General features: G+C 67.0%; 27 protein-coding genes and 1 tRNA gene. 7 read left to right on the forward strand and 21 right to left on the reverse strand.

What is annotated here, in order from left to right; translation table 11 throughout:
- Nucleotides 1–2 precede the first annotated feature (2 nt).
- Nucleotides 3–1,001, reverse strand: a complete 999-nt coding sequence (locus HMUK_RS07615) for an ABC transporter permease (RefSeq protein WP_015762555.1) — start codon at nucleotides 999–1,001, stop codon at nucleotides 3–5.
- A 7-nt stretch (nucleotides 1,002–1,008) separates the two neighbouring features.
- Nucleotides 1,009–2,694 carry an ABC transporter substrate-binding protein gene (locus tag HMUK_RS07620; protein WP_015762556.1) on the reverse strand — a complete coding sequence of 562 codons (1,686 nt, stop codon included), beginning with the start codon at nucleotides 2,692–2,694 and terminating at the stop codon, nucleotides 1,009–1,011.
- Between the two features lie 267 nt (nucleotides 2,695–2,961).
- Here HMUK_RS07620 and HMUK_RS07625 point away from each other — a divergent pair.
- A tRNA-Leu gene (locus tag HMUK_RS07625) sits at nucleotides 2,962–3,046 on the forward strand.
- A gap of 74 nt (nucleotides 3,047–3,120) precedes the next feature.
- Here the strand turns inward: HMUK_RS07625 and HMUK_RS07630 are convergent.
- Complete coding sequence (locus HMUK_RS07630; protein WP_015762557.1) at nucleotides 3,121–3,624, reverse strand: hypothetical protein; 504 nt, start codon at nucleotides 3,622–3,624, stop codon at nucleotides 3,121–3,123.
- An 82-nt stretch (nucleotides 3,625–3,706) separates the two neighbouring features.
- Here HMUK_RS07630 and HMUK_RS07635 point away from each other — a divergent pair, with 82 nt between their 5' ends.
- A complete protein-coding gene (locus HMUK_RS07635) occupies nucleotides 3,707–4,219 on the forward strand; it encodes a DUF5813 family protein (RefSeq protein WP_015762558.1) in 513 nt (170 codons plus the stop codon).
- Nucleotides 4,220–4,370: 151 nt separating this feature from the next.
- Here HMUK_RS07635 and HMUK_RS07640 read toward each other — a convergent pair whose 3' ends face one another.
- From HMUK_RS07640 to HMUK_RS07670, 7 genes are all read right to left on the reverse strand, one after another.
- The gene (locus HMUK_RS07640) at nucleotides 4,371–4,601 is read right to left on the reverse strand and encodes an Lrp/AsnC family transcriptional regulator (RefSeq protein WP_015762559.1); all 231 of its coding nucleotides are present in this window, start codon (nucleotides 4,599–4,601) and stop codon (nucleotides 4,371–4,373) included.
- Between the two features lies 1 nt (nucleotide 4,602).
- Nucleotides 4,603–5,289 (reverse strand): potassium channel family protein, encoded by a 687-nt coding sequence (locus HMUK_RS07645; protein ID WP_015762560.1) that lies wholly within the window; start codon nucleotides 5,287–5,289, stop codon nucleotides 4,603–4,605.
- A gap of 51 nt (nucleotides 5,290–5,340) precedes the next feature.
- Nucleotides 5,341–6,141, reverse strand: coding sequence for an arginase family protein (locus tag HMUK_RS07650; protein ID WP_015762561.1), 801 nt, complete (start codon nucleotides 6,139–6,141; stop codon nucleotides 5,341–5,343).
- 1 nt (nucleotide 6,142) lies between these two features.
- Nucleotides 6,143–6,517, reverse strand: coding sequence for a translation initiation factor IF-5A (locus HMUK_RS07655; RefSeq protein WP_015762562.1), 375 nt, complete (start codon nucleotides 6,515–6,517; stop codon nucleotides 6,143–6,145).
- A 93-nt stretch (nucleotides 6,518–6,610) separates the two neighbouring features.
- Nucleotides 6,611–6,859 carry a hypothetical protein gene (locus tag HMUK_RS07660; RefSeq protein WP_126967173.1) on the reverse strand — a complete coding sequence of 83 codons (249 nt, stop codon included), beginning with the start codon at nucleotides 6,857–6,859 and terminating at the stop codon, nucleotides 6,611–6,613.
- Between the two features lie 60 nt (nucleotides 6,860–6,919).
- On the reverse strand, nucleotides 6,920–8,620 hold the full coding sequence (locus HMUK_RS07665) for an ABC1 kinase family protein (protein WP_015762564.1): 1,701 nt from the start codon (nucleotides 8,618–8,620) through the stop codon (nucleotides 6,920–6,922).
- A gap of 18 nt (nucleotides 8,621–8,638) precedes the next feature.
- Nucleotides 8,639–8,995 (reverse strand): Hsp20/alpha crystallin family protein, encoded by a 357-nt coding sequence (locus tag HMUK_RS07670; protein ID WP_015762565.1) that lies wholly within the window; start codon nucleotides 8,993–8,995, stop codon nucleotides 8,639–8,641.
- A 105-nt stretch (nucleotides 8,996–9,100) separates the two neighbouring features.
- On the opposite strand from HMUK_RS07670, the gene HMUK_RS07675 reads away from it, so the two are divergent.
- A complete protein-coding gene (locus HMUK_RS07675; RefSeq protein ID WP_126967174.1) occupies nucleotides 9,101–10,024 on the forward strand; it encodes a molybdopterin-binding protein in 924 nt (307 codons plus the stop codon).
- A 74-nt stretch (nucleotides 10,025–10,098) separates the two neighbouring features.
- Here the strand turns inward: HMUK_RS07675 and HMUK_RS07680 are convergent, their stop codons facing one another.
- Entirely contained in the window at nucleotides 10,099–10,734 is a 636-nt protein-coding gene (locus HMUK_RS07680) for an HAD family hydrolase (protein WP_015762567.1), read from the reverse strand.
- 239 nt (nucleotides 10,735–10,973) lie between these two features.
- On the opposite strand from HMUK_RS07680, the gene HMUK_RS07685 reads away from it, so the two are divergent.
- Entirely contained in the window at nucleotides 10,974–11,819 is an 846-nt protein-coding gene (locus tag HMUK_RS07685; protein ID WP_015762568.1) for a Bax inhibitor 1 family protein, read from the forward strand.
- Nucleotides 11,820–11,977: 158 nt separating this feature from the next.
- Here HMUK_RS07685 and HMUK_RS07690 read toward each other — a convergent pair whose 3' ends face one another.
- The 4 genes from HMUK_RS07690 to ahbB are packed head-to-tail and all read right to left on the reverse strand — an operon-like array spanning nucleotide 11,978 to nucleotide 15,369.
- Complete coding sequence (locus HMUK_RS07690; protein WP_015762569.1) at nucleotides 11,978–12,256, reverse strand: 4a-hydroxytetrahydrobiopterin dehydratase; 279 nt, start codon at nucleotides 12,254–12,256, stop codon at nucleotides 11,978–11,980.
- Nucleotides 12,257–12,298: 42 nt separating this feature from the next.
- On the reverse strand, nucleotides 12,299–13,642 hold the full coding sequence (gene hemA, locus HMUK_RS07695) for a glutamyl-tRNA reductase (RefSeq protein WP_015762570.1): 1,344 nt from the start codon (nucleotides 13,640–13,642) through the stop codon (nucleotides 12,299–12,301).
- Nucleotides 13,639–14,286: a precorrin-2 dehydrogenase/sirohydrochlorin ferrochelatase family protein gene (locus tag HMUK_RS07700; protein WP_015762571.1), complete on the reverse strand. Its 648-nt coding sequence runs from the start codon at nucleotides 14,284–14,286 to the stop codon at nucleotides 13,639–13,641. The genes hemA and HMUK_RS07700 overlap by 4 nt, the downstream gene beginning before the upstream one ends.
- A 3-nt stretch (nucleotides 14,287–14,289) precedes the next feature.
- Nucleotides 14,290–15,369 (reverse strand): siroheme decarboxylase subunit beta, encoded by a 1,080-nt coding sequence (gene ahbB / locus HMUK_RS07705; protein ID WP_015762572.1) that lies wholly within the window; start codon nucleotides 15,367–15,369, stop codon nucleotides 14,290–14,292.
- Between the two features lie 142 nt (nucleotides 15,370–15,511).
- On the opposite strand from ahbB, the gene HMUK_RS07710 reads away from it, so the two are divergent.
- Complete coding sequence (locus HMUK_RS07710) at nucleotides 15,512–15,793, forward strand: DUF7577 domain-containing protein (protein WP_015762573.1); 282 nt, start codon at nucleotides 15,512–15,514, stop codon at nucleotides 15,791–15,793.
- 81 nt (nucleotides 15,794–15,874) lie between these two features.
- On the opposite strand, the gene HMUK_RS07715 is transcribed toward HMUK_RS07710, so the two are convergent.
- From HMUK_RS07715 to HMUK_RS17570, 3 genes are all read right to left on the reverse strand, one after another.
- Complete coding sequence (locus HMUK_RS07715; protein ID WP_015762574.1) at nucleotides 15,875–16,300, reverse strand: hypothetical protein; 426 nt, start codon at nucleotides 16,298–16,300, stop codon at nucleotides 15,875–15,877.
- A 115-nt stretch (nucleotides 16,301–16,415) separates the two neighbouring features.
- Complete coding sequence (locus HMUK_RS07720; protein WP_223270940.1) at nucleotides 16,416–16,781, reverse strand: DUF7522 family protein; 366 nt, start codon at nucleotides 16,779–16,781, stop codon at nucleotides 16,416–16,418.
- Between the two features lie 131 nt (nucleotides 16,782–16,912).
- Nucleotides 16,913–17,068: a hypothetical protein gene (locus tag HMUK_RS17570; RefSeq protein ID WP_164731988.1), complete on the reverse strand. Its 156-nt coding sequence runs from the start codon at nucleotides 17,066–17,068 to the stop codon at nucleotides 16,913–16,915.
- A gap of 211 nt (nucleotides 17,069–17,279) precedes the next feature.
- Here HMUK_RS17570 and HMUK_RS07725 point away from each other — a divergent pair, with 211 nt between their 5' ends.
- The gene (locus tag HMUK_RS07725) at nucleotides 17,280–18,572 is read left to right on the forward strand and encodes an MFS transporter (protein ID WP_015762577.1); all 1,293 of its coding nucleotides are present in this window, start codon (nucleotides 17,280–17,282) and stop codon (nucleotides 18,570–18,572) included.
- Nucleotides 18,573–18,601: 29 nt separating this feature from the next.
- Here HMUK_RS07725 and HMUK_RS17575 read toward each other — a convergent pair whose 3' ends face one another.
- Nucleotides 18,602–19,099 (reverse strand): hypothetical protein, encoded by a 498-nt coding sequence (locus tag HMUK_RS17575; RefSeq protein ID WP_015762578.1) that lies wholly within the window; start codon nucleotides 19,097–19,099, stop codon nucleotides 18,602–18,604.
- A 42-nt stretch (nucleotides 19,100–19,141) separates the two neighbouring features.
- Here HMUK_RS17575 and HMUK_RS17580 point away from each other — a divergent pair, with 42 nt between their 5' ends.
- The gene (locus tag HMUK_RS17580; RefSeq protein ID WP_079979652.1) at nucleotides 19,142–19,525 is read left to right on the forward strand and encodes a plastocyanin/azurin family copper-binding protein; all 384 of its coding nucleotides are present in this window, start codon (nucleotides 19,142–19,144) and stop codon (nucleotides 19,523–19,525) included.
- 51 nt (nucleotides 19,526–19,576) lie between these two features.
- On the opposite strand, the gene HMUK_RS07740 is transcribed toward HMUK_RS17580, so the two are convergent.
- Both HMUK_RS07740 and HMUK_RS07745 read right to left on the reverse strand, forming a co-directional pair.
- Nucleotides 19,577–20,674 (reverse strand): NADH:flavin oxidoreductase/NADH oxidase, encoded by a 1,098-nt coding sequence (locus tag HMUK_RS07740; protein ID WP_015762580.1) that lies wholly within the window; start codon nucleotides 20,672–20,674, stop codon nucleotides 19,577–19,579.
- Between the two features lie 78 nt (nucleotides 20,675–20,752).
- Nucleotides 20,753–21,793: a VOC family protein gene (locus HMUK_RS07745; protein ID WP_015762581.1), complete on the reverse strand. Its 1,041-nt coding sequence runs from the start codon at nucleotides 21,791–21,793 to the stop codon at nucleotides 20,753–20,755.
- Nucleotides 21,794–21,870: the final 77 nt, after the last annotated feature.

A 21,870-nucleotide genomic window follows, 5' to 3' on the forward strand; every position in this document is an offset into this window, starting at 1 on the left:
CGTCACTCGGCCTCCCCGTAGGAAACGCGTGGATCGACGTACGCGTACGAGAGGTCAGTCACGACGACGCCGACGACGAACACGAACGCGAACACGATGGTCGTTCCCATGATGAGTGGATAGTCCTGGCGCGCGATCGAGTCGACGATGAGTCGCCCCATCCCGTTGATTTCGAAGACGACCTCGGTCAACACCGCGCCGCCGATGGCGCTCGACAGCTGGAGGCCGATGATCGTGATCACCGGGAGCTGTGCGTTCCGGAAGGCGTGTTTCCGGAGGATCGTCCGCTCGGAGATGCCGTAGGCTCGCGCGAGCGTGACGTACTCCTCGGTGAGCACGTCGAGCATCTCGGAGCGTTCGATGCGGGTGATCGCGGCCATCTGGAGCGTTCCGAGCGTGATCATCGGCAAGAGGAGGTGCTGGCCGGCCATCGCGAGCACGTCGAGACGCGTCTCCGCGCCCCGGATCCCGGCGGGATCGGCCCACGGCATGACGAGGTTCGTCGTCGGGAGCAGGTTCGTGTGGAACCCGAACACCAGGATCAGCATGAGCCCGATCCAGAACGAGGGGGTCGACACGCCGATCAGCGAGACGATCCGGGAGACGTGATCGGTGAGCCTGTTGCGCCGCTTGGCCGAGATCACACCGAGCGGGACCGCCGTCAGGATCGCGAACGCGTAACTGGACAGCATCAACAGGACCGTCGCCGGCAGCCGCTCGCCGATCTTCCTGGTGACGGCCACGTCGTAGTAGATGCTCGTCCCGAGATCGCCAGCCAGCAGGGCGGCGACGTAGTTCGCGTATCGCACCCACAGCGGCTGGTCGAGCCCGTACCGAGCCCGGATCGCCGCGATCTCGCTCTGGCTCGGTGACGGGCCCAGCATGATCTGGACCGGGTCACCGGGGATCGCGTTGGCCAGCGCGAACGTGATCGTCACGACGCCGAGCAGGACCGGGATCGCCTGCAACAGTCGCCGTACGGTGTAGCGAACGAGCCCCATTCCTCGATCACTGGACGGAGACGTTGTTGTACGCCGAGACGATGCTGAACTGGTCGACGGGGTGGGCCCGGAAGTCCGAGACGTGACTCCGGACCCCGAAGCTGTTCTTGATGTTGTACGCCGGGAGGTGGACCCGGTCTTCGAGCACCGTCTGGATGGCGTCGACGTACCACTCGCGGCGCTGTTCGTCGTCGTTGGACTGACGGGCGTTCATGATCTGTTCGTTCATCGACTCGTTGCGGTAGTAGGTGCCGTTGTTCGTGCCGATCTGGTCGTGGGCGAACAGGAAGTACATGAACGTGTCCGGATCGGGCGAACCGGCCCAGCCAAGCGTGAACATGTTGTAGTCGTCGGCGCTGCCGGTGACGTACTGTTCGAGGAAGGCACCCCAGTCGAGGCGCTGGACCGTCGCGTCGTAGCCGGCCTCGCTGAGCCCGTTCGAGACGGAGACCCCGATCTGTTCGCGCTTGTCGTCCGGCGGGACGATGATCCGGGGCTGCCAGTCGTCCGGGACGCTGTCGTTGTCGTCGAGCAGCGACTTGGCCCGATCCAGATCCGGCTCGTGGGGGATCTGCTGCCACTCCTCGACGGGGAACTCCCAGTCTTCGGAGATCGCTCTGGGAACCGGCGCGTACTGTCGCTCGCCGGTCGGTTCGACGTACTGGCCGACCGCGTCGTCCATCGAGAAGGCGTAGTCGATCGCCTCCCGCACCTCGGGGTCGGCGGTGGGTCCCTCGTTGCAGTTGAAGGCGAGATAGAAGTAGCTCGTTCCCAGAACCGACTCGATGCTGGCCTCGCCCATGTTCTCGACAGTCTCCCAGTTTGCCGGTGGAATGTTCTTTACCACGTCGTTCTCACCGGTTCGCAGCGTCGTGATCCGGGTCGTCGGCTCTTCGACCGGGACGAATTCGATCTCGGCGAGGTTCGGGAGTGGCTCTCCCCAGTAGTCGTCCCAGCGGCTGAGCCGGACGTACTCGCCCTCCTGCCAGTCGTCGAACGTGAACGGGCCGGCTCCGACGGGGCTTGACGTGTTGTAGGCGTCTCTGTCCGATTCGCGGACGGACTTGTCGACGATTTCCCACGGGAGATACGAGTCGAATGCCCCGAACTGGAACTGCAGGTCGAACTGGACGGTCGACTCGTCGACGACTTCGACGCTATCGATCATGTTGAACTCCCCGGCGTTCTCCGTCTCTTCTTCGACCGGTGCCCGGAAGGAGTAAGCGACGTCTTCGGCCGTGACCGGGTCGCCGTTCTGGAAAGTGGCGTCGGTCCGTATCGGAACGATCCACCGCTGGGCTCCGCGCTCTACCTCCGGCATGTCGGCGGCGATCTGCGGAACGAGATTGGTGCCCTCGTCGTACGTGTACAGCGAGTCGAAGACGAGCATCGCGACCTCGGCCGACGGAACGTCGTTCAGGACGACGGGATCGAACTCCACGGGCGATTTCGCCTGTGCGAACGTGATCGAGCCGTCGGTCGTGGCCTCTGTGTCGTCGGTGTCCGTCGCCGTGTCCTCGCTGTCGGCCGTCGTCTCCTCCGGTTGCTGTGCGCCGCCGTCGCCGCCATCGTCCTCACCGCCGTCGCCCTGACAGCCCGCCAGAGCGACCGCGAGAGCACTGCCGGCGACGCCGCGGACGTACTGTCGCCGTGAGAGCCATGCGATCCGTCCCGTGTGCCGTGTGTCTTTCATGGAAATTCACCAAGGATTCGCTCGGGAAGTTCTCTCGATACCGGTATAATCGGTTTTGATTGTTCACGATTATCGCGCCGATCCGCCGAATCAGCAGTTATCTTACGACGATGTTACCAGATTTTAACACGGACGTACCTAGAGCTAGCAGCTAATTACTCGTCGACAGGAGTCGAATAACCGGGCTGTCGACGCCTCTCGACCGCCGACGGTCGCGGCCCAGAGACCGAAAGCCCCAACCCATCGGCCGTCGGTAGTCCAGAACGCGCGAGGGTAGCCGAGCCTGGCCAAAGGCGGTGGGCTTAAGACCCGCTCCCGTAGGGGTCCGTGGGTTCGAATCCCATCCCTCGCATTCTCCCGGATCGGTACGCTCCGAGAGCGACTGTTGGGGAGCCGACAGCGGCGGCTCGGTCACGGTGGTTCGCTCTAGACCGGCCGGGCCCCGGCCGTCTGGCGTCTCCGAAACGCGTATCCAGCGAGTCCGAGCAGTCCGGCGATCAGGCAACCGCCGTAGACCGGGACGAAGACGACACCCTCCCGTAGCAACGGATTTCCAGCGAGCGGAAAGAGCGGCCGGGCGTCTGCGTACAGCAGCGAGTCGAGGACGACGTGGGACCAGGTCCCGACGAATGAAGCCGCCAGCACCGGGCCGAGAGCGGTGGTCGGGGCCAACCGACCGGCGTCGAGCAACGACTGGACGCCGTCCGGTAGCGCGAACACGACGACGGTGAGCATCAGAGCGACGGCGGTCGCTCCGACGAACGTCGTCAGGACGCCGTGGACCGGTCCGTCGAGGGGGCCGAACACGACCAGTGCGGCCCGAACGTCGACGACGACACTGCCAGCCAGTACCGTCGGCAGATCGAGGAACCGATACAGGACGACACCGGCGAGTAGCGCCGGACCGAGGTGGAGGGGCGTGAGCGGCATCGGTTCGACGGAGTCGTCGCACTCACTTGACTGTGATGGCGTGGCGACGGGCTTTTGCCCGCAAGCGGCCTACGGACGTGCAATGAGCGACGATTCGCCCGAGAGTGCAGCTAGTGCCTTCGAGAGCAACGGCGCGTTCGAGCCGACCGACGACGGCTATCGCGTGACGACGACTGCCTTCGAGGGCACCGTCGTCGCGGACGACGCGCCGAAGTGGCGCGTCGCCTACACCGTCACCGTCCGGGCTCCGACACTGTCCGCCGCGACCGTCGAGACGGTCGGCGACGCCGTCACAGACGGCTGGTTCGAGACGCTCGAACGCCGCCTCGAAGACGCTCCCAAAGCCACCCGGACGAGCGTCGAACTGGACGAGTTTGGAGTCGAACGCGACGGCGAGAGCGTCGTCGTCACCTACGAGTTCGAGCTGGGCAACGCCGACACCGCGGCCCGCGTGGCCAAGACCTTCGCCGAGTACGTCGAGGGCACCTACGTCGAGGGGGTCGTCCCCGGTTACGAGTACGAGGGCGCGGTCGCGGACCTCGTGAACCAGGCCCAGACCAACGGCGATGGCGGGGCCGGTGGGACGCCTTTGTGACTTCTATCCACGCAAGCGTAGCGAGCGTGGTTCACTCCGAGCGCACCCGGAGGGTGCGACTCGGAGAGTGTTTGGAGACTAAAGTTTGCGAGGAGTGGTTCGAGCGCGCTCGGAGAGCGCGACTCGAACCCGACGAAGTAAAGTTTAGTCTTCAGTCCATCGCGATGTAGGTCTGGGTGTCCTCGACGCCCTCGATCTCCTGGATCTGTTTGGCGGCGATGTCTTTGACCTCGGCGGGCGTCTCGACGACGACCTTCGCGATGAAGTCTACGTCCCCGGCGACGATGTGAGCGGCCGTGACGCCGTCGATGGCTTCGATTTCGCCTTTGAGCCGGTCGGCGTCGCCGGTGTACACCTTGACCATCACGTAGGCGACGACCATCTCAGGCACCCCCCACGGCGGCCGCGCGTCCGGTCTCGCCGACGACGATGCTGCGCACGTCTCCGAGCGCGTCGAAGTCCGCGAGGACGACGAGGTGGTCGCCGAGATCGAGTGTCTCGTCCTCGCCGGGCAGGTCCAGGGGCTCGTCGCGCTTGCCGAACGCGAGCAGTCGGGCGTTGGCTGGCAGTTCGAGTTCGCTGATGGAGTAGCCCCGCATCGGCGACTGCTCGGTGATGGTGAACTCCACGAGCTGGAGGTTCTGATCGATGTCGGCGACGGCACGGATGTTCCCGCCCAGCAGGGCGTTCTTCGCGGCGATCGCACCCAGGCGCTCGGGGTAGATCACTTCGTCCACGTCGCCCGCGTACTTGCGGTAAATCTCCTCGCGGTAGTCCTCGTCGATGCGCATCACGGTCCGGCAGTCGAACTGTTTGGCGATCATACAGGCTACGAAGTTGTCGTTGAGGTCGCCGGTCAGCGCGCCGAGTGCGTCCGCACGGTCGAGATCGGCGTCGTCGAGAATCGTCTCGACCGCACCGTCGCCCTCGATCACGTCGTGTCCCTCTTCGCGGGCACGCGCTACTTTCGTGGGGTCGTTCTCCACGAGGACCACGTCGTGCCCGCCGTCGTCGAGCACGCGAGCAGTCCGGAGTCCGACGCGACCGGCACCCACGATAACGAATCGCATGGTAACGCTTACGAGTCGGGGGTGGATAAAGGTACCCCGTGGTCGTGACGATCAGCTGTCCGCGTGTGCGAACACGAACGAACGCAGCAGCTTTCCGGCGAGCACCGCAGCCTGCCCGTCGTCGCGGTCGTTGACCTCGACCACGTCGAAGCCGACGGCGTGGGGTGCGACCGCCCGAACCACGTCGCGTAGCACACGTGGGGTCAGCCCGAACGGCTCTCTGGTACCGGTGCCGGGTGCGAAGCCCGGATCGGCGGCGTCGATGTCGAGCGAGCAGTACACCCGCTCGTCCTCGAAGTCGGGCTCCCAGTCCGCGACCGCGTCGGGCTCGACGACGGTCACGTCGGCCTCGCTCGCACGCTCCCACTCGCTTCGACAGCCGCTGCGGGCACCCAGAACGATCGCCCGGTCGGCGACGGCCAGCGCGTGGCGCGTGACGGTCGCGTGGCTCAGGGAGTTGCCGGCGTACTCTTCGCGGAGGTCGAGGTGGGCGTCGAGACAGCAAAACACGTCCGGATCGAGCGCCCGAACCCCGGCGACGGAGACGGTGTGTTCTCCGCCGACCAGGATCGGTATCGCCCCGTCGTCGGCGTAGTCCCGGACGGTGCCGCGGAGAAAGGCCAGATAGTCGGCCACGTCGTCGGTCGGACCGATGTCGCCGTGGTCGGCGACGGCGAGCTCGGTGAACCGCTGGTCGGTCCGCCGATCGTAGTCCTCGAACGACTCGGCGTAGTGGCGGACGCGGCGCGGCCCGAAGCGCGTCCCGGGCTCGAACGTCGTCGAGGCGTCGAGTGGCGCACCGACGAGGACGTAGTCGGCCGCGTCGGGGTCTGTGGCCGCGCCAGGGAACATCTTAGACGATCTTGCGCTGTTCCTCGTACTCCAGGTACTCGATCTCGTCGTCGGGGTTGAGATCCTCGTCCTCGGGGATGCGCATCGTGAACGTGTCGTAGGTCTCTAAGTCCATCACCTGGGCGTCGTCGCCCGTGACGGAGACGACCTGCCCCTGCTTTCGCTGGATGATCGGCACCCAGATCTTCGCGTCGACGGGCTGGGAGAGCGAGCGCTTCTTGCCGTCGAAGACGCCTTTCCCGTCGATACGGGCCTTGGCACTGCCGTGCTTGCCCGGCTTGGCCGTGCTGTAGGCGGTGATCTTGCAGGGCGTCTCTTCCATCATCACGTAGCTGCCCTCGTCGAGTTCGCGAACTTCGGTCTGCTGTCGTGGCATACGCCCGGATTATCCATGTGCGAGTATAAACGGTTTGGAATGGCGGCGGGAAAAATTACGGACGACGGGGATCAGAACGGACACATCGAGGACTCACGGCTCGGCCGGCACCGGCTCGGGCGTCGTCGCGACGACACGATACACCGCGTAGACGCCCCAGACGATGAGTCCGAGGAGGATGATGTACGACCGAACTTCCAGCGGGACGAGCGCCTCGTGGACGATCTGGCCCTCCCCGTCGACGGGGTGTCCGCTTCCGAAGAGCATTTCCAGCAGGCCGATGGCGACGACGCCGAACGTCACCTCTCGTCCCGACAGCCACATGTCGATCTGTCCTGGCAAAAGTGTCACTCCGCTGCCCTGCTCAAAACAGGGGGAATAAACACACGGGGCGAAACGCGCTCACTCCTCGTCGGGGCCGTAGCTCGACGCGTAGCCGGCGTCGTCGGCCGACTCGCGCTGGCGCATGCTCTGTCGGGTGAACTGGGGTGTCGCACGCAGTCCTTTCGACCGACGAAAGGAGAGGTACGTGACGCCAGCGACCGCCAGCGTCCCGACGCCCGCGACAGCCGTCGCTTCGTCCGTCGAGGCGGCGTACAGCAGCGCCGTCGAGAGGGTTCCACTGGCGAGGATCATTCCGAGAATCAGCCGGCGGGTCATCCGTTCGAGGACGCCGTCAGAGTCCTCGATGTCGGCCCGGACGTGCAGGTCCTCGCGTTCGATCCGGTCGAGCGCGGACTCCAGTTTCGGCGGCACCCGGACCATCGACTCGGCGGCGTCCCGAACCTCGCCGGCCCGGTCTTGGGCGTACTGCTTCGCGCCGGCAGCGATGTGGCCCTCCTCACGGAGGTACTCCGTCGCGACCGTGATGAAGTCGAAGTCCGGGTCCAGCGTCACGCACACTCCCTCGACGACCGTGGCGACGCGCAACACGAGTGCGAGGTTCGCCGGGAGTCGGAGCGGGAACTCGTAGATGGTGTCTTCGACCTGCTGGATGATCTGCTGGACGCGGTACTGTTCGAGGTCCTCGCCGCGGGCGTCGGCGATGGCCAGCTCCATCACCTCGCCCATCACCTGCCGGTCGGCCTCGGGGCTCAGCGTCCCCATCTCGATCAGTGCGTCGAGGATGGCGTCGATGTCCTGGCTCGCGACGGCCGCGTAGAAGTCGACGATCCGGTCCTGCACGAAGGGGTCGACCCGCCCGGACATCCCGAAGTCGTAGAACACGAGCGTCCCGTCGGACTGCACTGCGAGGTTCCCCGGATGTGGGTCCGCGTGGAAGACGCCGTCGTCGATGATCATCTGGAGGTAGCTGCGCTGGAGCGTCTCGGCGAGTCGGGTCCGGTCGACCGACAGCTCGTCGAGTTCCTCCACGTCGTTGATCTTCGTTCCGGGGAGGTACTCCATGGTCAACACCCGGTTCGTCGAGTGAGTCTCGACGACGCCGGGGATGCGGATGCGGTCGTTGTCGGCGAAGTTGCCCCGTATCTCGGTGAGCATCTCCGCCTCCCGACCGTAGTCCATCTCCTCGCGGATCGTCTTCGAGAACTCGTCGGCCAGCGTCTCCAGGGAGAACGAGCGCGTCTCGCCGACGAAGTACATCAGGATCGGGAGCGACCAGCGGATCGCCCGCAGGTCGGCCTCGACGAGGTCCTCGATGCCGGGGCGTCGAATCTTCACCGCTACGGCATCGCCGTCGACCTCGGCGCGGTACACCTGGCCGAGACTGGCCCCGCTGATGGCCTCGTCCTCGAAGCCGTCGAACGCCTCGTCGACGGGACCGAGCTCGTCTTCGAGGACGGTCCGGGCCTCGTCCCAGGGCGCTGGCGGCACCCGATCTTGCAGCTGGGCGAACTCGTCGATGTATTCGGGCGGAAGGACGTCCGGCCGCGTCGACAGCAGCTGTCCCAGCTTGATGAACGTCGGTCCCAGCGTCAGCAGCGAGTCCAGCAGCCGGCCGGCGCGGCGACGGCGCTGTTCGGGAGTGACGTCTCTGGAGCGCCCGAACAGGAGAAATCGGTTCCGGTCCCGTGCGTAGGACAGCCCCAGCGGGAGGAAGTGACGAACGACGACGACGAACCGCCAGTAGGCGCGGAGATTCACCGATGAGCCACCCCGTGATCAGGCGTCCTCGACGGGGATCGTCGTCTCGGTCCCGACGCCGGCCTTCGGCAGTCTGAGTTCGAAGACGCCGCGGTCGATCGTCCCCTCGGCACCCGTCCCCGTCGCGTCTGGGGGAAGCGGGAGCTCTGCGTCCAGAAACAGCGAGCGGTCCTCCTCGACGTAGCGAAACTCCGAGCCCACGTCTTTCCCGCGCTGGGCCTCGATCACGATCGACCCTCCGTCGACGCTGACGTCGATCGTGTCGGCAGTGACGCCTGGAAGGTCGACGACCAGCAGGTAGGCGTCGTCCGATTCGAGCACGTCGGCGAACACCGAGGCGGGGAGATCCCCCAGGGCGTCACGGAGCGCTGACATACACGGTGCTTGGGAATGGTGGGCGAAAAAGGCCGCGGTCGCGGCCAGAAACGGTGCCGGGACGGACACGGCCGGACTTTTGTTCACGGCGTCGAACAGAGAGACATGACCGATTCTACAGGCGATCTGACGGCGATCGCCGACGCCCGCGACACGCTCACGACGCTGGTCGAGCCCATCGAACGCACCGACACCGTCCCGCTGTCGGTCGCGGAAGGGCGCGTGCTCGCCGAGGAGCTGGTGGCCCGCGAGAGCAGCCCGGCCGACGGGATTGCGGTCGACGACCGGCTCTTTGCCCGGGGCCACCGCCTGCGCTCGACGGATCTCGGGCTCCTGAAAGTGGCCGGCGTCGACGACGTACTCGCCGTCCAGCGCCCGACGGTCGGTATCGTTCCGACCGGCGACGAGCTCGTCCAGCGCGAGGCCGGCGCGGGCGAGCGCGTCGAGACGACGGCGTTTACGCTCTCCCAGCACGTCGACCGCTGGGGCGGGAAGGTGACCTACCGCGACACCGTCGGCGAGGACCGCCACGCGCTCCGGGCGGCGATCCAGCGGGATCTGACCCGCGACGCACTGGTGGTGACCGGCGTGACGGCGGGCGATCCCGTCCACGAAGTCGTCGCGGACCTCGGGTCGATCCACGTCGACGGCGTCGCCAGCGATCCGGGCCAGACGGTCGCCGTCGCCAGCGTCGAGGAGCGGCCGGTCCTGCTCGTGCCGGAGTCACCGGTCGACTGTCTCGTCGCCGCCGTCCAGTTGCTCCGTCCGCTCGTCGCCGAACTCTCGGGCGCACCGCTGCCCGCTCACGCACACCACCACGCCGCGCTGTCGGACTCGGTCGAGAGTGCGTCCGGCGTCAGGACCCTCGTTCCGGTCGAGTTAGCCGATCACGTGGCGACTCCGCTGGGGGACGGCCAGCCCACGCTTCGAGACGTGATCCGGGCCGACGGCTGGGTCACCGTCGAAGAGAACGACGACGGACTGGCCGCCGAAGCGTCGGTCGGCGTGATCGACTGGGAACACGCCTAACGGGGTTCTCGTCGCCGTTTGCCGGCCGGACGCCGCGGTCGCTCCAGTACGCATCGAACAGAGTCCGGACGGGCTCAGCTCATCTCGCCGAATCCGGTGACGCGGCGGTCACCGAGGACACACTGGCCGCGCTCTGCGGGATCGTAGCGCTCGACGTGGATCGCGTCGAGCCCGGCGTTCCAGGCGGCACCGATGTCGTCGGGGTCGTCCCCGGCCAGAACCCCCTCGTGGCCGTCGTGGGCGACGCCGAGATCCGTCATCGCCATCTCGACGGGCGTGGGATCGGGCTTCCAGCCGGTCTCGTCAGAACAGCAGACGACCGTGTCGAACCAGTCTCGGATGTCGAGCCGATCCAGCACCGGATCCGTGAGGTACGGCTGGCAGTGCGTGACCACGCCGACCGGCGCGTCGATCTCGCAGATGAACGACTCGGCGTCGTCGTAGAGGTAGGTCGCCCCGGCTCGGTCGGCGGGCTGCTCGACCTCGTGGAACGTCTCCCAGAACCGTTCGGGTTCGACGCCGCGCCTGCGCAGGACGCGCTCACGGACGCCGCCGAGGCCGTACCAGAGGATCTCGGCCTCTCGCTCCGTGAAGGAGACGCCGAGTCGGTCGCCGACCGCCGATACGACCGTCGGTGGGTACGACGGGTCGATGTCGACGACGGTCCCGTCGAGATCGAACAGCCAGAAGTCGTAGTCGGTGCGGGCCATCGCGACTACGTCTGTAGGTTCGCGACGAGTAAATAGCTTCTGGGCCGTCGAACCGTTCAGAGACCGGCTACGACACCGTAGCCGCCGGCTACTCCGACTCGATCACGCCTCGTCGGTCTGGTGCATCCGCCGTCGCCGGGCTGCCGTGACATACTCACGCAGACGGCCACCGCCGGCAAAACGGTTCGCACGGCCGGAAAAATATAACCCAGTTCGGGCTGAACCTCGAAGCGCCCTCCATGAATCTCACGCTCGACAGCGGCAAACTCCTGTACGGACTGGGCGTCGCGTTCGCGCTCGGCGCGCTGGTCTATTTCGCCCGTGACGTGGTGTTCGGACTCTCGATCACGGTGACCGCGGCGCTGTTGCTCGTCGCGTTCGTCGGCTTCTTGCTGGCCGGACTGTCCCGAGAGCGGGACCTGCTCGGGACCGTCGCGTTCACGATCTCGGGGCTCTCGTACGTGGTCTTTCTGGGCTACGTCGTCAGCCGGTACGAACCCGGTGAGACGGTCGTGTTCTTCCTCCTGGCCGGCTCGGCCGCGCTGTTCGTCGGCCTGGGCTACGGCGTCAGGGAGGCCGATATCGCTCCCGGCCGCCGGACGACGATCGGCGTCGTGATCGCGCTGCTGGTCGTCAGCGCCTCGCTGGTGACGGCCGACGCGCTCGGTGGCGACGTGACCTACAGCGTCGAGACGAACGACACCACGACGGTGGCGCTGTCCAGCGTCGGGAGCGACACCGACCGAGTTCGCGGGACGGCTCGCGTCGGCACGCTCACCGCCACGAACCCCTCGTGGTTCACTCGTCCGGTCGATCTCCCCTCGATCCGTGGCTGTCTCGCTGGCGTCGAGCAGGGAGACCGTAGTCGCATAGACGTCGACTACGAGCCGGCGAGCTACGACACGCCGAACCGACTCGGCGGCCAGTCGACGCGCGTCCACGAACTCACGGTGTCGTTCGACGTCGCAACGAACCAGACCGGGGATCGCCGCTTCGCCGTCGAACGCCGGGGAGACTGTGAGCCGACGCGCTCGGAGCCGACGCTGTTTCTCGTCGTCGAGCCGGACGACGGCCGGATAGACTGATACGGACGGTTGTAGGCGTTTACCCAGTCGACCGCACGACGGCGTACGGTCGATCTGGTAAAGACCTACAACTGTCCGTATGAGAAAACGGCGACACCGACCGTCTGACGCCAGTCGACGGCCGACGCGTTCTGGGGCGTGACGGCCCCGACGGACTCTCACCCGTGGATCTCGTCGAAGCGCTCGGCCAGCTCGATGTCGTTTGCCGTGATGCCACCCGCGTCGTGAGTCGTCAAGCGCACCTCGACCTCGCGCCAGCCGATCGTCATCTCCGGGTGGTGAAACGCCTCCTGTGCGAGGCCACCGGCGGCCGCCGCGAAGCCGACGCCGTCGAGGTAGGCGTCGAACTCGTAGGTCCGGACGATCTCGTCGCCCTCGCGGTCCCAGTGGTCGGGTAGCTGTGCCGCGATCTCGTCGTCGCTGAGCAGGTCAGCCATGTGGACTCCGACGGGCGGAATCGGCAAAACAGTTGGCCCGCTCTAGTCGTCGCCCAGTTGCTCCAGCATCGACGCGGGGATCTCCTCGCGCATTCCCTCCGGGATGTCGTCGACCGACATCCCCTCGGAGAAAGCCGGCGGGCCACCGGCGGTGGTGTCCGGCCCGAAGTCGGGGTCGAACAGCTGGAGCGCGGTGTTGATCGTCGACCAGTCGTCCTCCTGGGCGGCCTCGCGCAGGCTCTGGGTCGGAGCCGCGAGCAGCTGGGAGACGATCGCGTCGGCCATCGACTCGACGACGGCTTGCTGATCGTCGTCGAGATCGAGCTTCGAGAAGGCGGTCTGGAGCTCGCTGGCCTTCACGTGGTCGGCGCTCTCGTACATCGCCGAGATGACCTGATCGGCCCGCTTGCGTTTGTACTGGTTGAGCAGGTGGTCGAACTCCTCGTCGACCATCGCCTCGACGGCGGTCGCGGCCGTGCGACGCTGGTCGCGCGTCTCCTCGGTCAGAGACTCCAGCGTGTCCATGTCACAGACGGTGATGTTCGAGAGGGAGTCGGCGTCCGTTGGCACGTCGCGTGGCTGGGCGATGTCGACGACGAACGTCTCGCCAGCGGTCGCCAGCGTCTCCGTGTCGAGCTGTGGCTCCGGGCTCCCCGTCGCGGTGACGACGACGCGGGCCTCCGAGAGCAGCGACTCGACGGCGTCGAGCGACACCGCCGTCGCCTCCACGTCGACCGTCTCGGCGACGTACTCGGCGTTGGGAACGGTGCGGTTGGCGACAACGAGCCGGTCGACCGTCGGCGCGAGGGACTTGGCCGCACGCGTCCCCATCTCGCCGGCACCGACGACCACCCCGGTCTCGCCGTCGAGGGTACACTCGTCGGTCGCGAGCCCGACGGCCGCAGAGGCGATCGAGACGGAGCCTTCGTTGATCGCCGTCTCGGTCCGGGCCCGCTCGCCGACGTGGATCGCCTTCGTGATGCCGTCTTCGAGCACGGAGCCGATGCCGCCGACGGCACGGGCGTCCTGGTAGGCTCGCCGGACCTGCCCGAGGATCTGGTCCTCGCCGAGGACGATCGATTCGAGGCCGGCCGCGACACGGAGGAGGTGGCGCAGGCTCTGCTCGTGGTCCATCCGGACCACCGCGTCGTCGTCGACCGAGTCGGTAAACAGCGAGAGGGCGTCGTCGGTTCCCTCTTCGGTGACGACGTACCCCTCGATCCGGTTGCACGTCTGGAGTGCGAACGCCTCTTCGACGGCCGGCTCCGTCAGGAGCGACTCGACCGCGTGGCGTTGGCTCTCCGTCGCTGCTGCCTCTCGGTCCTCGACGGTGGCGTGCTCGTGGGCGACGCTAACGCCAGAGATGACGCCCGTGCCAGCTTTCACGATAGATCACCAGTATGCTCGTCGATCACGTCAGTAACTACTTGCCTAGTGTTACTCCCCGGGCTATCTAAAGCCTTCCAAACGCGGTGAGATCTGACGGCGGCTCTGATCGCGTCGCGGCGCTCGGTCGGCGAGACGCCACGGGCTTTCAGCTCGGTTCGGAGTTCGCCGGTCACCGCGGCCAACTCGCCGACACCGGCAAACTCCGTTTCGAAGCGCTCGCGCAGGTGTTTCGACAGCGCGGGACTGGTCCCGCCGGTCGCGACGGCGACGGTGACCGGCCCGTCTCGGACCGTCGCGGGGACGACGACGCTGCCCACCTCACGGTCGCCGTCTACGTCCGTGCGGTTGACGAGTGCGCCCCGCTCGCGCGCGCCGTCGGCGATGGCCTCGTTGAGCGCCGCGTCGTCGGTCGCTGCCACGACGAGGGCCGGCCGGGTCCGCTCGATCCAGTCGGCGGCGGCCGCGGCGTCGGGGGCCGCTCTGACACGCTCGGCGTCGCCGAACCCGCGGTCGGCGAAGTCGGGGCTGACGACGATCACGTCCGCCTCGCGGTCGAACCGCCGGGCCTTGCGCGCACCGACCGGCCCGCCGCCGAAGACCAGGACCGTCTCGTCGGTGAAATCGTGCATGAGCGGGAGCATCGCTCAGTCCCTCGTCGGCTCGTCGGCGGGGTCGATCACGTTCGCCTCGGCGCGCTCGTCCATCCGGATGCCGGTCTTCTTGAGGATCTCCGTCGAGAACAGCGTGTCCCAGTCGCTCTCGGACACGTCCCAGTACTCCGCCATCCGATCCCGTACTTGCTCGACGCGCCGGTCGCTCTCGGCCTCGCTGCGGCCGTGGGTCATCGCGAAGACGTTGTACTCCCAGACGCCGTCGTGGCGCGGTCGCTCGTAGCAGTGGGTGACGAAGTCGAAGCTCGCGACCGCGGGGCCGACCTCCTCGACCACGTCGTCGGGGACGTTCCAGACGGTCATCCCGTTCTCGGAGTAGCCCAGCGCGTAGTGGTTGGGGACGACACCGACCCGGCGGACCTTCCCCTCGCGCTCGAAGCGCTTGATCGTCTCGACGACCCACTCGGTCTCGGCGTCGATGGCGTCGGCCACGTCTCGGTAGGGCGTCTCAGTCACCGGGAGTCCGCCCTGAATCTCCAGTACCAGATCGAGTTCGTCGGGCGTCAGGCCGTCCCGGTCGGTCGGTGTCACGTCGGGACCCAGTGCCGACAGATCGACGCTGTCGTCTTCGAGCGGGCCCTCGACGGGGAACTTCGCTTCGACGCGGAACTCCCGTTGCTTCGGGAGGTTGTAGGTCTCCTGGCCGGTCGCGTCCTCGATCTCGGCGAGCACCGCTGGAATCCGATCCTCGTCGGCCACCGAGAGGACGAACCACATGTTCAGGTGGGGGTGCTCACGGCGGTAGTTGTGGGCCACCTCGCGGAAGTCGTTGACCCGCTCTGCCACCTCGTCGAACCGCTCTTCTGGGGCGTGCATCGCCACCAGCGTCGCCATCCCGCCGATCGCCTCGGCGTCGATCAGCGCGCCGAAGCGAGTCAGCGTCCCCGCCTCGTCCATGCGGGCGATCCGCTCGACCAGTTCGCCTTCGGTCACGTCGATGCCGCGGTCCCGCAGCGCCGCCGCGGCGGGCTCGAAGGGCCGCTCGACGACCGGGAATCCACCCTGGAAGGCGTTGGCGATCGCGCGGTCGACGGACCCCAGCTCCTCACTCATGTCCGGTGCTCGGTCCTCGGTGGGTATAAGCCCCGCGGGAGGATCGATCGGCGAGACAGAACACGCCTCGACGCCGACAGCGACGGGTCCGGAGAGCACCGGCGGCGAACGAACTTTCAGTCTCGCCGACGTAACTGGGACGATGATCTCGACGGCCGAACTCGCGATCAGACTGCTGACGTTCCTGTTCGTCCTCGTGGCAGTTCCACTCTCTTTCGTCCTCATGTTCCGGTTCCTCGACTACATCGCGATGGACGGCCTGATCGAGGAGTACCGGACCGGTGGGAGCAGTCCGGTTCGAGACCGCGGGCAGCTGAACGCCTACTTCGAGGCCAGCGAGGCGGCGACGACCTGCCCCCGCTGTGGCGCGGCCAACGGGGAGGACTACACGTACTGTCACACCTGTCAGGCGAGCCTGGAGTGAGCGCGAGAGCGGTCGGTCCGCTGGGAGGGTGTCGAGAGGGGCCACCGTGGCGGCTGACGGCGCGATCACCCCTCGACGCAGCTACTCCCCGAGAGTCTGCAGGAACGTCTCGAAGACGCCGGTACAGTGTCCACAGAGCGCGTAGTGGTGCCGGTCGACCGGCGGCGTCGCGTGATCGGTGCCGGCGCGGTACCACTCGACGCCGACGGGCGGCTCCGAGAGGGGATCGCCACAGAAGCTACAGTCCTCGGCGACGCGCGCGTATCCGGCGGCGATGGAATCGGCGTCGACCGGCGGCTCGGGAACGGACGCCCAGTCGTCGAGCAGTTCGGCGACGGCCGGCTGACAGTCCGGACAGATGCCGGCGACCGGCGGGTCGAGGCTGGCCGTCCGTCTGTCGCCGTAGCTCTGGAGGACCCACTGGTCGTCGCGACCGAGCGGGTCCGCACAGATCTGACAGACCGTCGACGGCAGACCGGGACGAACGAGCGTGTGATCGTCGCACATACCGGCGGTGTCGACCGGGTGTCGTATACGCGTCCCGGAACGACGCCGCGTTCTCCGACCGCGTGGCGGGAGCCGGCGACTCGCTGTCGAGCCGACGGGATAGTCGACGCCGCGGTCAGCCCTCGACGTGATCGTGGACCGCCTCCTTGACCGCCCTGCTCTCGACCTTCCCCCCGGAGTCGACCCCGACGAAGAACCCCTCGAACTGGCCCGTGACGAAGTGGTGAGCACGAAGCTCCTCGAACTCGTGGATCGTACAGTAGAGCTCCCCAGACTCGAAGAGATCCTCCAGATACTCCTTGGCGATGCCTTCGAGAACGAGGTTCTCGTAGACCGCGTCGGAAACGGCCTGCGTGTGCTCAGTGAGGTCTTCCCGGACGTACAGCAGTTCGTACCTGTCCTCGTCGTACCAGGCGACGACCCGCAGCGCGTCGCCGACGATCGATTCGAGGTCCGACACGAGAGCTGCCCCGTCGTCCATGCCCATGATAATTGATGGCAGTCCACACCCCTTCAAATCAGGGGGTCACTCCGGCGTATCGTCGACCGTCCTCTGACCGAGCATACGCTCGCGGGTGCTCACTGGAGGCGACGACGCTCCGTGTCGGCGAGTCACCGCTGCCACTCGTAGAACCACCACGCTCCGCCCAGCAACATCAGACCGACGCCGAGCGTCGAGGTCGCCGGTTCGGGGATGACAAACAGGACGAATCCGATCGCCAGCATCGCCACCGGTTCGGCCTCGTCGTAGTACCGAGTCAGGTCCATAGTCGACGGTTCGCCGGCCACTGTCATAGTAGTTGACCTCTGTCCGACCGGCGGTGGTCGGCACGCCGACCGCACTGCCGTCGTGCGGTAGCTCGACATCTGTTTCTGCCATCGGCAGTGAAATTAGTCGGCTCGGGCCTGAAAGCGCACTTCCGGTACCGAGTGACTTTTCGGCGAGAACCGTCCTCAGTCGAAACACGGTGATTCCGTAGTGGTCGATGTCGGCGGTTCGATCGGGCTGTTGCGCGACCGGGAGTTCGCCGCGCTCGCCGGGACCGCGTTCGCGAGGAGCCAGGCGTACTCGACGATCATCATCGCCCTCGCGCTGTACGCCGACCTGTTCGGCACGACCGGGACCGTCGAGGGGCTGTTCGGAACCGGTTTCGCGCTCGTCCAGTTGCTCGTCGTCTTGCCGCTGGGTCGACGCATCGACCTGGGCGACTCGAAGCGGTACCTGCTCGTCGGCTTTCTCCTCAATCTCGTCGTGTTCGCGGGGTTCGTCTTCGTCGAGAACGCGATCCACATCGTCCTGATCCGGATGGTCCAGGGGCTGGGTGCGTCGCTCCTGTGGATCACCGGCTCGACGATCGTCGGCGAGATCAGCCCCGACGGCGAGCGGGGCCAGTGGCTCGGCGCGTACAATCAGTTCGGCTCGATCTCGTCGCTGGCGGGCGACCTCGTGGGCGGGTACCTCCTCTTTGCCTACGGCTTCACGCTCACTTACGCCGTCCTCGCCGGGGTCACGCTCGTGGCCTTCGCGCTCGTGTTCCTGTACCTCCGGGACAACCCCGGCGGTCGGAAAGATCCCGACGAGGCCGGCGGCATCGAGACCTTCCGCCAGCTGCTGGGCCGGCGGATGCTGCGCGCGCTCGTCGTCTTTCGTTTCACGTTCAGTGTCGGGAAGATGGCCGTCATCATCTTCCTCCCGATCTACGCCCGGACGAGCTTCGGCATCTCCGCGTTCGCCATCGGGTGGATCATGGCCGGCGGGAAGCTGACGAAGGCGATCACACAGGGGTACGTCGGTGACCTGACCGACCGACTCGGTCGCCACCACTACTTCGTCGCCGTCGGTGCCGGGCTGTACGGCGTCGGGACCGCGCTGATTCCGCTGGCAGCCTACTTCGAGGGGACCGTGACGCCGATCGAGTTCACGGCCTTCGGCGGCACTCAGGCGCTGGGCGGGGCCTTCTTCGCCCTCTTTGGCGCGTTCTCGATCCTGGGGCTCGCCGACAGTCTCCGCCTGCCGGCGAGCATGGCGCTGTTCGTCGAGGAGGCCGAGGCCTACGACGCCGTCGCCTCCAGTTTCTCCCTGCGCTCGATCTCCTGGAAGGTCGGGCAGGTGACGGGTCCGGTCCTGATCGGCGCGATCAAGGACCTCGTCTCTCCCGAAGCCGCGTTTCTCGCCGCCGCGGGGTTCCTCGGCTTCGCAACGGTCGTCTTCGTCGGGATGAGCGTCCGGGCGCGGCGAGCCCAGACCCCGGTGGCGACCCCCGGCGACTGAGGCCGGATCGCCGTCCTCGTGCCCCGCTCTCAGGGCCCACAGGACTCTTCCCAGTACGTATCGACGCCGGTAGTGTTTCGAACCGTGTAGTTCGCGCCCGTGATCGAACCTGGGCGACAGTGGAGGCCGTGGAAACTCTGGAGGCGCTCCGTCTCGGCGTTGACGACGACGACGAACAGCGTCTCGTCTTGCCGGACCTCGCGGACGGTGACGTGCTTGCGTTCGCCGGGTGCCAGCGTGTAGTTCGCGACCCGAGTGGTCGACGCCGGCAGATCGACGGTCGTGATGGCGTTTTCGGCTTCCGATTCTGCGCTGAAACCCGTCGCCGTCACGTCGAACTCGGTGGTGTCACCGTTCGCCCACTCGACAGTCGCGTTCTCGCCGATCTGGGCGATCGACACCTCGAATCGGTAGCTGTCGGAGACCGCGTTGCCCAGCGTGAGCGGTGTCCCGGTCGAGAACGGCCCTGCAGTACAGCCGGCCAACAGGAGCACGAAAAGCAGACAGAGCGCGGTCCGCGTGTGCACGATACCCGCTCTTTATCACCGCAGCGCTTAATTTTACTGCTCGTGACTACAGCGAATCGATCCCGCCGGACGTTCCTGGCGAGGGCGGGCGCAGTGCTGGGAACCGGCGTCCTCGGCGGCTGTCTCTCGGACAGCCGGGACCGAACGATCGCAGTCGGACCCGGACACCGCACGGTGTTCGAACCCGAAGCAGTCACCGTCCCATCGGGAGCGACGATCACGTGGGTCCTGAAGTCCGACAACCACAACGTCGTCCCGGCCACTGTCCCGGCGGGCTCTGACTGGGAGGGGACGCCGGGACGACCTTCGATCACGTACGGGTCCGGCTACTCCTACGAGACGACGTTCACGATCTCTGGCACCTACGACTACTTCTGTCAACCCCACGTCGACGCGGGGATGACCGGCAGCGTCGTCGTCGAGTGACGCTTCGAGCGAACTGAGGCGTGGTACCGGATGGTTCGTACACCTGCGCTGCTACTGGAACGCCCGCTGGTACTGTGCCGGCGGTTCGTTGCGGTCGCCAGCGCCGAGTTCGCGGGCGGCGTGGAGACCGAAGTAGGGGTTCCGGAGGAACTCCCGGCCGACGATAGCCAGATCCGCCCGGTCGTTGCGGACGATCGCGTCGGCCTGCTGGGCCGTCGTGATCCCGCCGACGGTCCCGACGGCGACGCCGGAACTGTTCTGGCGGACGTGTTCGGCCAGCGAGAGCTGGAAGTTCGGCCCCACCCAGTCGGGAGCCGATTCGGGGACGATGCCGCCGCTGGAGACGTCTATCAGGTCCGCGCCGTCGTCGGCGAGGGCGTCCGCGAGGCGGGCCGACTGCTCGACCGTCCACGACTCGCGGTCGGGGAGCCAGTCCGTCCCGGAGAGCCGGACGAACACCGGGCGGTCGTCGGGCCAGACCGATCTGACCGCTCGCGTTACCTCTCGGACGATCCGAGCGCGGTTCTCGAAGCTCCCGCCGTACTCGTCGGTCCGGTCGTTGGTGACCGGCGAGAGGAACTCGTGGAGGAGGTAGCCGTGGGCCGCGTGGACCTCCGCGACGAGGAACCCCGCGTCACGGGCACGTTCGGCGGCCGCGCGGAACGAGTCGACGATCCCCTCGATCTCGTCGACCGAGAGGCGATCGGTCGCCGGGGGCTCGTCGTCGTGGGGCCACGGTCGATCGGTCGGTCCGACGACCTCCCAACCGCCCTCGTCGGGCGAGAGGGGGGCGCTACCCTCCCAGGGACGGCTCTTCGAGGCTTTGCGGCCGGCGTGGGCCAACTGGATGCCCGGCACCGCGCCCTGCGAGCGGACGAACGCCGTCGTCTCTTGAAGCGCCGCGGCGTGTTCGTCGCTCCAGATACCGAGATCCTCGGGCGTGATCCGACCGCGGGGCTCGACGGCCGTCGCTTCGGCCATCACGAGGCCCGCGCCGCCGACGGCCCGCGAACCCAGGTGGACGAGGTGCCACGGCGTCGCGACCCCGTCCCGATCTTCGACGGAGTACTGACACATCGGGGAAACCATCAGCCGGTTCGGAAGTTCCGTCTCCCGTAGCTCCAGGGGTGTCAAGAGGTCTGCTGTCATCGTCTGGGTTTGACTGCCCGAGAAAAAACAGTTTGCGATATATGACAGCGTAAACGATCGACGACCGTGTCGCCCGTATCAGTCTTCCGCCGCGGCGGACTCGCCGCGGGGGACCGTCACGTCGGTCAACGCGGCCTCGATCGCCTCGCGGCGGTCCTCGAACTCCCCGGGGAGGACGAGACGGCCGCCCAGGTCGTCGAGCGGTTCGTCGTCGGTGTACCCCGGTCCGCTGGTCGCCAACTCGAACAGGATCCCCGCGTGCTCCCGGAAGTACACCGAGCGGAACCAGTGGCGGTCGATCTGGGCGGTCGGACGCAGTCCGGCCGACTGGACGGCCTGGCGCATCGCCTCCTGGTCTGCGTCGGTGGGCGTCTGGAAGGCGACGTGGTGGACCGTCCCGTGGCCCTGGCGACCGCCCTCGATCGTCGGCAACACGTCGACGTACCGGCCGACGGTCCCCGCTGCCTCGAACCGGGTCCGCTCGTCGCCCGGCGTGTCGCCCTGGGCCGCTTCGGTGTCGCTCCGTTCCAGTCCCATCGTCTCCAGTAGCTCCATCGTCGGCTGGGGATCGGCGACCAACAGCGTCACCGAGTGAAAGCCCCGGATCGCCGCCGACTCGGGGACGAACTCGGTCCAGGGGACTGTCGGGTCGTCGTCGGGGATCTCCACGGCGACGAGCTCGACCGGGAGTCCGTCCGGGTCCCGGAAGGGGAGGACTGTCTCCGCTCGCGGTTCGTCACCGCTCGCGCTGTCCGAGGCGCGTTGCGTCTCGCTGCCGAAGCGCTCGACGCGGTCGTCGTAGTCGACGCCGTACTCCTCGAAGCGATCCTCCCAGTAGTCGAGACTCCCCTCGGGGACTCGAAACGCCGTCCGAGAGACCTGTCCGGAGCCGACCTTCCCCTGGCGGAGGTTCTCCCAGGGGAAGAAGGTCATACTCGTGCCGGGCGTGCCCTCGGCGTCGGCGAAGAAGAAGTGGTACGTCTCCGGGTCGTCCTGGTTGATCGATCGCTTGACGAGGCGGAGTCCCAGCGTCTCGACCCAGAAGTCGAGGTTCCGCTGGGGATCGCCCGCGATGCAGGTGACGTGGTGGATGCCGGGTGTCGGCGGCGCGTCTGTCATAGCTACTGGTACGCGTCGAAACTACTTGAGTGCGTGCTGACACCAGTGTTACCGGGCCGGCGAGACGGCGTTGCACG

It is taken from the genome of Halomicrobium mukohataei DSM 12286 (assembly GCF_000023965.1).
GTDB classification, from domain to species: Archaea; Halobacteriota; Halobacteria; order Halobacteriales; family Haloarculaceae; genus Halomicrobium; species Halomicrobium mukohataei.

Excerpts from the sequence above, each read along its gene's own strand:
- HMUK_RS07615 (WP_015762555.1), bottom strand. The coding sequence starts at position 1,001 with ATGGGGCTCGTTCGCTACACCGTACGGCGACTGTTGCAGGCGATCCCG.
- HMUK_RS07620 (WP_015762556.1), bottom strand. The coding sequence starts at position 2,694 with ATGAAAGACACACGGCACACGGGACGGATCGCATGGCTCTCACGGCGA.
- HMUK_RS07630 (WP_015762557.1), bottom strand. The coding sequence starts at position 3,624 with ATGCCGCTCACGCCCCTCCACCTCGGTCCGGCGCTACTCGCCGGTGTC.
- HMUK_RS07635 (WP_015762558.1), top strand. The coding sequence starts at position 3,707 with ATGAGCGACGATTCGCCCGAGAGTGCAGCTAGTGCCTTCGAGAGCAAC.
- HMUK_RS07640 (WP_015762559.1), bottom strand. The coding sequence starts at position 4,601 with ATGGTCGTCGCCTACGTGATGGTCAAGGTGTACACCGGCGACGCCGAC.
- HMUK_RS07645 (WP_015762560.1), bottom strand. The coding sequence starts at position 5,289 with ATGCGATTCGTTATCGTGGGTGCCGGTCGCGTCGGACTCCGGACTGCT.
- HMUK_RS07650 (WP_015762561.1), bottom strand. The coding sequence starts at position 6,141 with ATGTTCCCTGGCGCGGCCACAGACCCCGACGCGGCCGACTACGTCCTC.
- HMUK_RS07655 (WP_015762562.1), bottom strand. The coding sequence starts at position 6,517 with ATGCCACGACAGCAGACCGAAGTTCGCGAACTCGACGAGGGCAGCTAC.
- HMUK_RS07670 (WP_015762565.1), bottom strand. The coding sequence starts at position 8,995 with ATGTCAGCGCTCCGTGACGCCCTGGGGGATCTCCCCGCCTCGGTGTTC.
- HMUK_RS07675 (WP_126967174.1), top strand. The coding sequence starts at position 9,101 with ATGACCGATTCTACAGGCGATCTGACGGCGATCGCCGACGCCCGCGAC.
- HMUK_RS07680 (WP_015762567.1), bottom strand. The coding sequence starts at position 10,734 with ATGGCCCGCACCGACTACGACTTCTGGCTGTTCGATCTCGACGGGACC.
- HMUK_RS07685 (WP_015762568.1), top strand. The coding sequence starts at position 10,974 with ATGAATCTCACGCTCGACAGCGGCAAACTCCTGTACGGACTGGGCGTC.
- HMUK_RS07690 (WP_015762569.1), bottom strand. The coding sequence starts at position 12,256 with ATGGCTGACCTGCTCAGCGACGACGAGATCGCGGCACAGCTACCCGAC.
- HMUK_RS07700 (WP_015762571.1), bottom strand. The coding sequence starts at position 14,286 with ATGCTCCCGCTCATGCACGATTTCACCGACGAGACGGTCCTGGTCTTC.
- ahbB (WP_015762572.1), bottom strand. The coding sequence starts at position 15,369 with ATGAGTGAGGAGCTGGGGTCCGTCGACCGCGCGATCGCCAACGCCTTC.
- HMUK_RS07710 (WP_015762573.1), top strand. The coding sequence starts at position 15,512 with ATGATCTCGACGGCCGAACTCGCGATCAGACTGCTGACGTTCCTGTTC.
- HMUK_RS07715 (WP_015762574.1), bottom strand. The coding sequence starts at position 16,300 with ATGTGCGACGATCACACGCTCGTTCGTCCCGGTCTGCCGTCGACGGTC.
- HMUK_RS07720 (WP_223270940.1), bottom strand. The coding sequence starts at position 16,781 with ATGGACGACGGGGCAGCTCTCGTGTCGGACCTCGAATCGATCGTCGGC.
- HMUK_RS17570 (WP_164731988.1), bottom strand. The coding sequence starts at position 17,068 with ATGGACCTGACTCGGTACTACGACGAGGCCGAACCGGTGGCGATGCTG.
- HMUK_RS07740 (WP_015762580.1), bottom strand. The coding sequence starts at position 20,674 with ATGACAGCAGACCTCTTGACACCCCTGGAGCTACGGGAGACGGAACTT.
- HMUK_RS07745 (WP_015762581.1), bottom strand. The coding sequence starts at position 21,793 with ATGACAGACGCGCCGCCGACACCCGGCATCCACCACGTCACCTGCATC.